We start from the raw sequence: 12,094 nt of genomic DNA, 5'->3' as shown, positions 1-12,094 counted from the left end.
AAAGCGAGAAGTCTACGGGCAACTGGCCGCTTTTTCTAGCTCCATTGAGATATGCACTTACAAGTTGAATCTAGGTTTCGAATCAGTGATTAATCCTTCAGTAATGTGGGTGGATCTGGATAAGATCAATCTAGATTCTGGCGCTAAAGTCATGACCCTGGAATTAGATATACCAGAGAATCTGAGTGGGGATGTGGTATCTGCTTTTAAGCCATCTGCACCATTTAAATTTATTACACCCAATTAAATTCTTATCCGGATTCAACTCGCTAGTGCAACAGGTGGATTGATACCGAAAACACCTGATTGAGTATTGTCATGCCAAGGTATTTCCTTGGCCAAGTAATCGAGTAAAATAGATTAATTTCAACGCCCATAAAGTTACCCAAGAAGTGGTTTTTGTCACAACATTACTAGACAACTCTGTTTGCTAAAAATAGCCGTTATCGAGCATTGGATCATCCAAAATGAAAAATCTATACTGGGCGTGTTTGGAATATATATGGGCTCTAAATTGACTCACTTACACCTCTTACTAGTAAAGCAGGAGGGAAGAATACCCCTCTCCCAGGATCGTATGAGGCATGGATGCCGATTACGAGCGTACAAGGATGTATTCACAGCGTGTCCTAGGAGAAGGGTATTCTTTCCTTCCGACCCGTAGTATACAAAAGCAGTATAGGGAAAGTTCATAAGTCGTCTATATTTTTGACCATGACAGCAAATAGAAGTGGTCTGCATACCAGGAAAAGGCATGAATGAAATGACTCGCGCCAGGTATCTTGCCATCGCCCTGGTTGCTATAGGCTTGCTATATATCTTTGCCATGTACCCGTTGATGGTCTGGATATGGCCTTCAGGATGGGGGTGGATGCCCCCACAGCCCGAATACGAACAGATTATTGTGGGGATTTTTGCAACTCTGGGTGTATTCTTGATTCTTGCCGCTAAAAATCTCTCTGCCAACATCAGCCTGATTTGGTTCACTATCTGGCTGAATATGATATATGCAACCATTATGTTGTTGATGGTGTTAGCTGATCGAGCTGAGCATGCAAACTTAGTCGGAAATATCCCTGCACAGTATTTGATTGCAGGGATTCTCTGGTATCTGTTGCCCAGGCACAAAAATGCTCGCCACTTGACGCGTTGAAGATTTTGGTCCCCGCAGGGGTAAGAATCAAACTATTCTTGACCGAGAGCTTTAGCAAGCATCCCCCCGCAGAGCCGCCTGTACGGCACTACCGTACCTTGAATTTCCAAAAGGCTTACAAAGAAGGATAAAAAAATCTTATAAGTCAATAAGTTGATCTGCCTAACGCTCATGGTAAGTGCTAACGAATATTAACTTAAATCCCTCCACAGGAAGTCAAACCACCATCCACTACTACACACTCACCGGTAGTATAGCTGGAAGCTTCGGATACCAGGTAGAGGACAGTGCCTGCCATTTCTTCCGGTTCTGCGTGGCGGTGCATGGGAATGTGACCAATCGCCGCTTTATAAACCTCCTCGTGGGAAAAAAGCGCACCGGCAAATTTGGTTTTTGTCAGGCCCGGCAGCAGGGCATTCACACGGATATTAAACTGTGTACACTCCTTGGCAAAGGCCTTGGTCATATTGACCACCGCAGCTTTGGTAATGGAATAAATGCCCTGCCCCGCACCCGGTTGCAACGCATTGATGGAGGCAGTATTGACAATGGCACCACCGCCCTGTTGCCGCATCAGTCTGCCCGCCTCCACCGACATAAAAAAGTATCCGCGAATATTTACATCGATTGTTTTTTCAACAGCACTCAGGTCTGTATCCAGAATATGACCAAAATAAGGGTTGGTTGCGGCATTATTTACCAGAATATCCAGGCGACCGAAGCGCTCACGAATATCGGCAAACAACCGCTCTATCTCCTCCATATTGCCAATATGGCAGGGAACAGGGTCTGCGCGACCGCCGGCTTCAACAACGCGATTAGCCACCGCCCGGCAGCCTTCGATTTTGCGGCTGGAAACCAGTACATGTGCACCCTGCTCTGCCAGAAGCTTGGCGATGGCTGCACCGATCCCGCGGCTGGCGCCGGTTACCAGAGCGATTTTGCCTGTGAGATCAAAAAGGTTCGTTGCCATTGTTTATCCTTATCGTTCCTCTGCACCCATTGCAGTTTCTATCACACATTCTGTTTCAGATAATCTATCCAAAAAAATTTGCTTCCCGAAAAATCCATTGATTCTGAATCACCCTGCTTGATTGGCAATATCCATGGCAGCCCGCGCCAGTGGTTCCACCAACCCGCCAAGCTTTGCCGCATCCCTGTTGGAGGCATTGCCATCCAGGGCACGTTTAGCCACCCCCTGTACAATTGCCGCTAAACGGAAAAAACTGAAGGCCAGGTAAAAGGGCCAGTTATCAATCCGATTGATGCCCATGCGCGCGCAGTACTTTGCCACATAGACTCCCTCAGAGGGGATACCCAGGGCTTCGATATCCAGGCCCAGCAGACCGGACATCTTATCTCCGCCAGCTGGCATGCGCATTTGCATACACTGATAGGCGAGATCGGCAAAGGGATGTCCGAGCGTGGACAGTTCCCAATCCAGCAGGGCAATCGCCCTGGGCGCCTCGGGATGAAAGATCATATTGTCCAAACGGTAGTCGCCGTGTACCAGCGCCACCCGGCCATCATCCGGGGGGAGCGCGTGGCCCAACCAATCGATCAGCCGCTCCATAGCGATTATATTGTGCGTCTCAGACGCGCGATATTGACTGGTCCAGCGCTTCAACTGCCGCTGAAAATAGTTGCCGGGACGTGCATAGCCGGCAAGCCCCAAAGCCGCGGGGTCAAGGCTGTGCAAAGTGGCCAGTACCCGATTCATCTCATCGTAAATAGCTGTGCGCTGTGCGTTTTCCACCGTCGGTAGGGCTGCTTCCCAGAATATCCTGCCCTCGCAATACTCCATTACGTAAAACATGGAACCCATCAGTGCCCGATCCTCACACAGGTGTAAAACCCTGGGCACCGGCACATCAGTATTGGCCAGTGCGGACATCACGCGATATTCACGATCCACTGCATGCGCAGACTTCAGCAGTTTACCCGGCGGTTGACGGCGCAACACATAGGTGGCCGAGGGGGTTTTCAACTTAAAGGTGGGGTTGGACTGTCCACCGGGGAATTTGCTCACCTCCAGCGGGCCGGCATAACCGTCAATATTTGCATTCAGGTAGTCCTGCAGTTTTTCCACCGGTAGGTCTTGTACGGAACTGCGCAACTCCTTTACGGTTTCAGGCATGCTCACTCCCATGGGAACACTCTGCAGCATAGCGGGCAGCGAGATTGCGTCCCAACTGCATCATATGCACCTGATCCGGTCCGTCTGCCAAGCGAATAGCGCGTGCATAGGCGTAGTAGTGCGCAAGGCTGTTGTCCTGACTCAGGCCCACTGCACCATGAATCTGAATTGCGCGGTCTATGACGTTGCAGGCCATTTGTGGTGCAACGATTTTGATCATGGCAATCAGGTCCTTTGCCGTTTTATTGCCCAGGCGATCCATTTGTGCTGCCGCTTTCAGCGTCAACAGGCGGGCCTGCTCAATTTCACAGGCAGACTTGGCGATGTCTTCACGCACCGAGCCCTGCTTACTCAAGGGGCGACCAAATGCAACGCGCTGCTCCGACCGGAGTGCCATCATTTCCAGGGCCCGCTGCGCCTGGCCAATCAGGCGCATACAGTGGTGAATCCGCCCCGGGCCTAAACGGCCCTGGGCAATTTCGAAACCCCGCCCATGGCCGAGAATCAGATTTGAAACGGGCACACGCACATTGTCGAAAATCACTTCTGCGTGCCCCTCCGGTGCATCGTCATAACCAAACACCTGCATGGGGCGAAGTATTTTAACCCCCGGCGTATCGGTGGGCACCAGAATTTGTGACTGTTGCTGGTGGCGGTCTGCATTGTGCGGGTCTGTCTTGCCCATCACAATCATCACCTTGCAGCGCGTATTCATCAAGCCGCTGATATAAAATTTGTGGCCGTTGATTACATATTCGTCCCCATCAAGCATGATGGATGTTTCGATATTCGTGGCATCGGAGGAGGCCACGCGCGGCTCGGTCATAGCAAAGGCCGAGCGTATGCTACCGTCGAGCAGTGGCTCCAACCAGGTTTTGCACTGGGATTCGGAACCGTATTGTGCCAACACTTCCATATTACCGGTATCCGGTGCACTGCAGTTGAACACTTCCGAAGCAAAGAGGACCTTGCCCATCTCTTCCGCCAGGGGGGCATACTCCAGGTTGCTCAGGCCAGCACCGTAACGCGGGTCCGGTAAAAACAAATTCCACAATTGTGCTTCGCGGGCTTTGCTTTTCAGCTCCACCATAACAGGTGGTTCGCCCCAGCGATCCTGCTGCAATTGCCGCATATAAGTAGCTTCCGCGGGGTAGACATATTCCCGCATAAAGTATTTAAGCCGCTCCAGCAGATCCTGTACTTTTTCCGAATATTCAAACTGCATGGTTTCCCACCTGTGATTCAGCTGTATGTAATCAATCCACGGCGCTCGCCTCTATCCAGATGCGGCACATGATTAAAACTGTGCAGACTGATACCCTGCGCACTAAAAAAGAATCGACTGGTCGCGGTGTTTTGAATTTGCATATTGAGATTGGCCACCGACTCGGGGGGGCTGCCCAGGATCTGTCGGATCATCATGGCAATAGCTCCACCGGAACTGACCACCAGAGTCCTGCTGCCTTTGGCACTGTCACAAATCAAACCCAACACTTCACGAATACGACGTTCGAAACTGCACCAGCTCTCCGCCGGCATGATCTCCCCTGCCGCCCAGGCCAGCATCCCCTGCTTCAGGAAACGATAGAAATCAGCACGGCTGGCATTGGGGCCGGGCGCGCAACCAGGATTATGTGCTCTGTAGAGGCGCACCACATCAAGAAAATCGAATTCATCCAGCTGCGAAACAATTTCATAACCGCCCCGCCCCGCCACTTGCAGACCCTCGCAAATGCCTTCGGTAGTCTGTCGATGGCGGCGCAAGCTGCCACAGAGAATCCGGTCAAACCGGATACCGGTTTCCCGCCAATAGTCCCCCAGCCAACGGGACTGCTGCCAACCTCTCTCTGAGAGTATGTCGTAGTCCTCACTGCCAAAGGACGCCTGCCCGTGACGCACCACAATACACTCAGTCAATGGGTATGCCTCTATAAACAAATGCCCCTACCCTAACGGTCCTAGTTGGATCATCAAAGTTTATTATGAGAATATACAATTATTCACATTGCTTATGATTGGAATGGGTTTATGCAACTGCAAAAAATGGATACCAATCTGTTTGTGGTACTGGAGGCTATTTACAGTACTCGCAACCTCACCCGGGCCGCCGAACAGTTGCATATTACCCAGCCGGCGGTCAGCAATGCCCTCGCTCGCCTGCGCCGCTCTCTGGATAACCCCCTGTTTATTCGCGGCCCATCCGGTATGACCCCGACTCCCTTCACAGAGAGCATTATGCCGCGGGTTCAGCAAGCTTTGTCGCTGCTCGCTGACAGCCTCAACGAGCACCGCCACTTCAATCCGGCCCAGGCCCGCAAAACCCTGCGACTGTCCATGAACGACATGGTGGAAACGGTACTGTTACCGCGCCTGCTGGAGAAGCTGGAGCAACAGGCGCCCGGTGTGACGGTAGAGTCTTTCTATGTCCCACGCGACCAGCTGGCCAAGGAGTTGGCCGCCAATACCCTGGATTTCGCTCTGGATATCCCCCTGGCCACAGCGAGCCAACTGAAACAGCAGCGCCTGATGCAAAACCGCTACCTATGCATGTTGCGCAATGAACACCCTTTGACAAACGAGGCCGGCCTGACTTTGGAGCAGTATCTGCAGCTTGAGCATATCCATGTATCCAGCCGCCGCACCGGGCCCGGCCTGGCGGATATTGCCTTGAACAAACTGGGTCGGCGGCGCACTATCAAATTGCGCGTACAGCATTATCGGGTGGCGCCACTGGTGGTATTGCGCACCGACCTGGCCCTGACGGTGCCGGCCAGCCTGGCCAGCCAGTACTCTGCACGACTCTTTGAACTGCCTTTTGAGATACCCCAGATGGACTGGCACCTGCTCTGGCACAAAAGCCTGCACGATGATCCCGCCAACCGCTGGTTGCGCCAGCAACTCCTGGAGGTATTGGCAGAGTAGAACGCCGGCAAAAGCCCGGTAAAAAACCAGCCCAATAGCCCCGCATAGGAAGCTGGCGCTGCCAGGACTGTGCAGCCTTTTGGAAAAGAGCCCATCCAGCACAGGTTCGCCAGCAGCCGGCTTTTAACAACGGCCGCCTAATAGGCCGTGAAAAACCTGTTTGATGGCCGAATGAATCGCCGCGGGGAAATGAAAAAACAGGGCTGCACCGGTAAATGATCACCGATTTAGACCGGATAGGTCACTGTTTCGCGTCAGCGCCTCTTGGTATGCTGATATCCACTTATATGCAACTATTTGCATATTTAGCAATAGGCGACCAAAAGAGAGTTTCCCCATGCCCCAAGCCTTCCCCAACATGCTGGCCCCTCTGGACCTGGGTTTCACCACCCTCCGCAACCGGGTACTGATGGGCTCCATGCACACCAATCTGGAAGAACACACCGGGGGCTTTGCCCGACTGGCGGCTTTCTACGCAGAGCGCGCTCGGGGCGGGGTCGGCCTGATTGTAACCGGCGGCATTGCTCCCAACGAAGAGAGCGGGGTGTTCAAAGGGGCCGCCAAAATGAACACTCCGCAAGAGGCGCAACAGCACCGGGAAGTCACTGAAGCTGTCCACGCCGAGGGGGGCAAAATCTGTATGCAGATTCTGCACACCGGCCGCTATGCCTACAATGAAAACCTGATTGCACCTTCTGCGATTCAGGCGCCGATCAACCCGTTCACCCCCCGCGAGCTGACCGGGGAGGAAATTGAACACCAGATCGATGACTATGTGCACTGTGCCACACTGGCCCGTGAAGCCGGTTACGACGGTGTCGAGATCATGGGTTCCGAGGGTTACTTTATTAACCAGTTCATCGCCAAACGCACCAACAAGCGCAGCGACGAATGGGGTGGCAGCTTCGATAACCGTATCCGTCTGCCGATCAAGATTGTGCGCCGTGTGCGCGAGGCCCTGGGTAGTGAATTTATTATTATCTACCGCCTGTCCATGCTCGATCTGGTTGAGGATGGCAGTGATTTTAAAGAGGTCATTACACTCGGCCAGGCCATCGAAAAGGCTGGCGCCACTATTATCAATACCGGTATCGGCTGGCACGAATCCCGCGTGCCCACTATCGCCACCAATGTACCCCGCGCCGCATTCACCGACATCACCGCAAAGGTAAAAAAACACCTCACCGTTCCGGTGGTGGCCAGCAATCGTATCAACATGCCGGCGGTCGCCGAAGCGGTGCTCGCTTCCGGACAGGCAGACATGATTTCCATGGCGCGCCCCTTTCTCGCGGATGCAGATTTCGTTGCCAAGGCCGCTGCAGGCCGCGCGGATGAAATCAATACCTGCATCGGCTGTAACCAGGCCTGCCTGGACCACACCTTCCAACTAAAACTCACTTCCTGTCTGGTGAACCCGCGCGCCTGCCACGAAACAGAACTAATTTATCTGCCCACTGAAACACCGAAAAAAGTGGCGGTGATCGGCGCTGGTCCCGCTGGTCTCTCATCCGCTACCGTAGCAGCGGAGCGGGGGCACAGGGTCACCCTGTTTGAAGGCAGTGACAGAATCGGCGGCCAGTTCAATATTGCCAAACAGATTCCCGGAAAGGCCGAATTTCAGGAGACCCTGCGCTACTTCAAACGTCGCCTCGAAGTCACCGGTGTCGAGGTGAAATTGGAGTCTGTCGCCACCGTCGAGGATCTGCAGTCTTTTGATGAAGTGATCCTTGCCAGTGGTATTGCACCGCGTATGCCGGCAATTCCAGGTATCGAAAACAAAAAAGTACTCGGCTACCTGGACGTATTCAGGGATAAGGTCCCTGTGGGCGAAAAGGTTGCCATAATCGGCGCCGGTGGTATCGGTTTCGACGTGGCGGAATACCTAACGCATGGTGGTGATTACTCCGAAGAAGAACAACTGGTTGCCAGTAACAAAGCAGCCTTTTTCGACGAATGGGGGGTGGATATCGAACTGGAAAACCGTTCCGGGCTGAAACCCCACAAAGCGGTAAAGTCCCCGCGCCAGGTTTTCCTGCTGCAGCGCAAGACCTCTAAGGTAGGCGCCGGTCTCGGCAAGACCACCGGCTGGATTCATCGCAAGAGTCTGCAGCATCGCCAGGTGCAGATGATTGCAGGTGCCACTTATGAGGAAATCGACAATCAGGGATTACATATCCGCACTGGTGACGAGCGGCAGCTAATAGAGGTAGACAACATCATCATCTGTGCTGGCCAGGAACCCGCTCGCGAGTTACACAAGACACTGCTAGAGCGTGGTATCAAAGCCCACCTGATTGGTGGTGCCGACGAAGCCGCAGAACTGGATGCCAAACGCGCGATCGACCAGGGCGCGCGTCTCGCTGCTGAGATCTAACAGTCTGTTGAAAAAACATTTTTCAGCAGACTGCCAAGCCGAACCGGGATGTTCGGGCCGCAAATTAAGCGTGTAAGTGCTTGATTTGTCGTGGAGGGTTTGCGGACATGCGCCGCAAACCCAGGTTGAAAAAGGATCTCCTGGCATTTAAATTAGTGAAGGGCTTTCTGGCATTTTCCCGCACGGGAATCCCCCCTTCCATCAGGGGGCTCCCTTTTCAATGATTCTCCCCCTCAAGCTGTTGAATTAGGCTCCAACCATTTCTACGCCTCAACAAAATCCCTGCGCTTTCTTCTCCCCAACGGACGGATAATGATTAGCCTGTCGAAGGATCGAGAACATTGCGCAGCACAAAAACTGCCACTGCCTACAAACACCTGGCGGCCGGCAACAATCACCACCGGGCAAACCTAATTCTTTTCTAACGCTGACAGGGTATTGCACAGGCCATATCACGATCCCGTTTAGGGTGGTTTATTCGCCTCGCCACCTATTGTATTGCTGTATCAATAATAAAATTTTCACCGAAAGTTCATCCAAGCGTAATCCACCATCCGGAGCAAACAATAACGGTACACAGGTCTATACTCCTGCAAGAAAACCGTTCGGCCGTAATCATAGGAATCATTACTGCCAATTCTGAGAGTCAGAGTGAACAACAGCGATACCCCCCTATCCAGCCTGCTCACACAGGCCCGCACCGAGGTAGAGCGGGCACTCTGCGGGCTAAGGCCACCCTACACACTTTTCTTTTCTATCAGCGATGCCAGACAGCGTGCACAAGTAAGACATATTAACGCCCAAAGCTTTTCCCAGGCCTGGAAGAAGCTTGCAGACGCCATTCAAATCGTGGCAGGGCAGGACGAAATGGAGCCCTGCTGGTTGCGGGTTGATTGGGTCACCCAGAAGAGCATTACAACCCTGTGCGGCCTTCATAAGCTGCTTGAGGAAACAAAAAGATGTCACTTCCGCTACGGGATTGCCCTGGATATCGATTGCAAAATTGCCTTTCTGGAGCAGGAGATCAATGCCAATGCCATGCTCGACAAGGGCGATCGGATCGACCATGCCATTATCAATGAGACAGAATTCCGGGCTTACACAAAAGAACGCTTTGGTCCCGAGGTAGATCTGGATTTTTCCGATGAAAGGACCGTTGTCCTGCTTTCTACAAAAGGACTGTTCTGTGAATACCACAAAGAACCGGTTTACCTTCAGGAGTCGGGACCTGATGCCGGAAGGCGCACAGTCAAAATTCTGAATTGTGAACATGTCGTCCAACTCATTGAGGATGGCAGTCGTTATTTAACCAGCCAGATTAAACCCGATGGTTCTTTCCAAAAAGGATGGTACGCCTGCTTTGACCAGGCAATGACGTCCTGTACTGCCCTGGACCACGCCGGTAGTGTCTATACGATGACTGAAACCTGGAAGATGACCAAGCGTGCTTCCCCGTTATCAGCCATTCAGCGTTCCCTCAACTATATGACAGAGAAAATACTCAGGGTGGCTGTATTGAAGTCGGGCAAAACCGGTGCATTTATGCTGGAGACCGATGGTGAGATCAGGCTGGGCGGCAATGCGCTATGCCTTCTCGCGCTGGTCAATTATTCCCAGGCCCGGCAGACACGCCAATACGCCGAGTTGATGACGCAGCTCGCCAGAGGCATTGAATTTATGCAGGCCCCCGATAGCGGCCGGTTTTTTCATGGTGTGGAATATCCCGGACTGACACTCAAAGACCCCCATCGGGTTATCGACTACGACGGTCAGGCAGTGTTGGCGCTTTTGCGTCTGTATGGCTGGAGTAAGCACTCACGTTGGTTGGCAGTAGCGGAAAAAGCGTTTAATTACTTTATTAGCGCAGGTGATTGGCGGGCCCACAATCACTGGCTGGGCTGCTGCGTAAACGAACTGACTGTCTATCGTTCCGAAGAGCAGTACTACCAGTTTGGCATCAGAAATTTTGCAGGACACCTCGGTGTTATGGAACAGCGCATCATCCCCTCGCCCACCCTGTTACAATTAATGACGGCGGCAGATACGATGATTGCGCGGCTGCGGCAAGAGGGACAGTTTCAATATTTGCTGGATCAGGTGGACCTGACCCATTTTCATCGGGCATTGCACATGCACACCACCCATCTGCTCAATGGGTATTTCTGGCCCGAGTTCGCCATGTTTTTCAAAAGCCCGACAAAGATTCTCGGCAGCTTCTTTGTCCGGCACCACGCCTTCAGGATTCTTATCGACGATGTTGGGCACTATTTGTGCGCCCTCGCCGCCTACCAACAATTCCTTCATGCCCACGCAGAGGGCCATTCTAAGACGTCATTACAACCCTGTAACAGCCAGCGTGCACTACCCCTGGCGGAAAAAGCGCCAAAAGCAAACTCAAAATCCCTACTCGCCTAGGGCGGGGACGTCAACAAAGCGGTGAAACATGGCCAGGGACCCGTGCTTTGAAAAAAAAACCAATAAAAATCTTACCTCGACAGTGGAGTCGCCTGGCGGTCCGATTATCGGCACCATTGATTGGGAAACGGGAATCTATCAATTTCTGGGCATCCCCTATGCGCAACAACCGGTAGGGGGCTTACGCTGGCTTTCCCCTCAGCCCCTATCCCCTTGGAAAACCCCATTGCATGCCAGGGCATTTGGCATGCCTGCAGCCCAGAATCCTTCGGTACTGATGGAAGTACGGGGGCGAAACGGTGCACCGCCGGAGCAGGAGGAATGTCTTTATCTCAATATCTTCTCGCCACCAGTTTCGAAAGACAGTGAGCTGCCGGTTATGTTTTGGATTCATGGCGGATCTTTTTATATGGGGTCGGGTTGTCAGGAAATCTACAATGGGCGCTACTTGGCAGCCAGTGGCAGGGCGACCATTGTAACATTCAATTATCGGCTGGGGGCATTCGGCTTTTTGCGATTAAAGGACATCTGTGATATCCCATCCAGCGGTAATGAAGGGCTTTTGGACCAGATAGCGGCACTCAAATGGGTGAACAGAAATATTTCCGCATTCGGGGGCGATCCACAAAATATTACCTTATTTGGCGAATCCGCTGGCGCCATGAGTATCGCACTACTGCTGAACATACCCGAATGTCACGCACTGTTTCGCCGCGCCATAGTACAAAGTGGGCATCCCAAAGCCGCTCACCCCACTTCCCGCGCCAATCACCTGGCAGAGACATTTGCCAAACACCTGGATTGCATTGGTAACGGAAAGCCACCCCGGAAATGCACATCCAGGATGCTGCTTCAAATTCAAACTAAAATTCTGACAGATTGCCGTATGACGCAAAGCTGGGGACAACTTCCATTTAAACCCGTTATTGATTATAAGCTTTTAGAAGATACTTCTACAACGGGGAAAACGGGGAAAACCCCGACTATAAAGTCCCTACTTCTTGGGAATAATTTAGACGCGGATTCAACCTTGAAGCGCATACCATTTATGCGGCTTGTGCCGCCAAGTAATTATCCATTAAATCTTCTGGTG

The 12,094-nt window shown here is 52.4% G+C and carries 9 protein-coding genes and 1 pseudogene; 6 read left to right on the top strand and 4 right to left on the bottom strand.

What is annotated here, in order from left to right; translation table 11 throughout:
• Both Q1A48_RS19240 and Q1A48_RS19235 read left to right on the top strand, forming a co-directional pair.
• Nucleotides 1–247: pseudogene (locus tag Q1A48_RS19240) on the top strand (hypothetical protein); the annotation flags it as partial.
• Between the two features lie 507 nt (nucleotides 248–754).
• Nucleotides 755–1,153 carry a DUF6632 domain-containing protein gene (locus Q1A48_RS19235; RefSeq protein WP_299948171.1) on the top strand — a complete coding sequence of 133 codons (399 nt, stop codon included), beginning with the start codon at nucleotides 755–757 and terminating at the stop codon, nucleotides 1,151–1,153.
• Between the two features lie 196 nt (nucleotides 1,154–1,349).
• Here Q1A48_RS19235 and Q1A48_RS19230 read toward each other — a convergent pair whose 3' ends face one another.
• The 4 genes from Q1A48_RS19230 to Q1A48_RS19215 all read right to left on the bottom strand — a co-directional run bounded on the left by Q1A48_RS19230 (nucleotide 1,350) and on the right by Q1A48_RS19215 (nucleotide 5,207).
• Nucleotides 1,350–2,126 carry an SDR family oxidoreductase gene (locus Q1A48_RS19230; protein WP_299948169.1) on the bottom strand — a complete coding sequence of 259 codons (777 nt, stop codon included), beginning with the start codon at nucleotides 2,124–2,126 and terminating at the stop codon, nucleotides 1,350–1,352.
• A 108-nt stretch (nucleotides 2,127–2,234) separates the two neighbouring features.
• Nucleotides 2,235–3,290 (bottom strand): phosphotransferase, encoded by a 1,056-nt coding sequence (locus tag Q1A48_RS19225; protein ID WP_299948168.1) that lies wholly within the window; start codon nucleotides 3,288–3,290, stop codon nucleotides 2,235–2,237.
• Nucleotides 3,283–4,515 carry an acyl-CoA dehydrogenase family protein gene (locus Q1A48_RS19220; RefSeq protein WP_299948166.1) on the bottom strand — a complete coding sequence of 411 codons (1,233 nt, stop codon included), beginning with the start codon at nucleotides 4,513–4,515 and terminating at the stop codon, nucleotides 3,283–3,285. The genes Q1A48_RS19225 and Q1A48_RS19220 overlap by 8 nt, the downstream gene beginning before the upstream one ends.
• Before the next feature lie 17 nt (nucleotides 4,516–4,532).
• Nucleotides 4,533–5,207 carry a histidine phosphatase family protein gene (locus tag Q1A48_RS19215; protein WP_299948164.1) on the bottom strand — a complete coding sequence of 225 codons (675 nt, stop codon included), beginning with the start codon at nucleotides 5,205–5,207 and terminating at the stop codon, nucleotides 4,533–4,535.
• 111 nt (nucleotides 5,208–5,318) lie between these two features.
• Here Q1A48_RS19215 and Q1A48_RS19210 point away from each other — a divergent pair, with 111 nt between their 5' ends.
• From Q1A48_RS19210 to Q1A48_RS19195, 4 genes are all read left to right on the top strand, one after another.
• Nucleotides 5,319–6,212, top strand: coding sequence for a LysR family transcriptional regulator (locus tag Q1A48_RS19210; RefSeq protein ID WP_299948162.1), 894 nt, complete (start codon nucleotides 5,319–5,321; stop codon nucleotides 6,210–6,212).
• 337 nt (nucleotides 6,213–6,549) lie between these two features.
• Entirely contained in the window at nucleotides 6,550–8,586 is a 2,037-nt protein-coding gene (locus Q1A48_RS19205; RefSeq protein WP_299948160.1) for an NADPH-dependent 2,4-dienoyl-CoA reductase, read from the top strand.
• A 651-nt stretch (nucleotides 8,587–9,237) separates the two neighbouring features.
• Complete coding sequence (locus Q1A48_RS19200; RefSeq protein ID WP_299948158.1) at nucleotides 9,238–11,001, top strand: hypothetical protein; 1,764 nt, start codon at nucleotides 9,238–9,240, stop codon at nucleotides 10,999–11,001.
• A gap of 28 nt (nucleotides 11,002–11,029) precedes the next feature.
• Nucleotides 11,030–12,094, top strand: a 1,065-nt coding sequence (locus Q1A48_RS19195; RefSeq protein WP_299948156.1) for a carboxylesterase family protein, incomplete at its 3' end; no start/stop codon positions are given.

This window comes from uncultured Microbulbifer sp. (genome assembly GCF_947489355.1).
GTDB lineage: Bacteria > Pseudomonadota > Gammaproteobacteria > Pseudomonadales > Cellvibrionaceae > Microbulbifer.
Note: the sequence above shows the minus strand (reverse complement) of the source record. Positions and strands in the feature narration are given on the sequence as shown.

Excerpts from the sequence above, each read along its gene's own strand:
- Q1A48_RS19235 (WP_299948171.1), top strand. The coding sequence starts at position 755 with ATGAATGAAATGACTCGCGCCAGGTATCTTGCCATCGCCCTGGTTGCT.
- Q1A48_RS19230 (WP_299948169.1), bottom strand. The coding sequence starts at position 2,126 with ATGGCAACGAACCTTTTTGATCTCACAGGCAAAATCGCTCTGGTAACC.
- Q1A48_RS19225 (WP_299948168.1), bottom strand. The coding sequence starts at position 3,290 with ATGCCTGAAACCGTAAAGGAGTTGCGCAGTTCCGTACAAGACCTACCG.
- Q1A48_RS19220 (WP_299948166.1), bottom strand. The coding sequence starts at position 4,515 with ATGCAGTTTGAATATTCGGAAAAAGTACAGGATCTGCTGGAGCGGCTT.
- Q1A48_RS19210 (WP_299948162.1), top strand. The coding sequence starts at position 5,319 with ATGCAACTGCAAAAAATGGATACCAATCTGTTTGTGGTACTGGAGGCT.
- Q1A48_RS19205 (WP_299948160.1), top strand. The coding sequence starts at position 6,550 with ATGCCCCAAGCCTTCCCCAACATGCTGGCCCCTCTGGACCTGGGTTTC.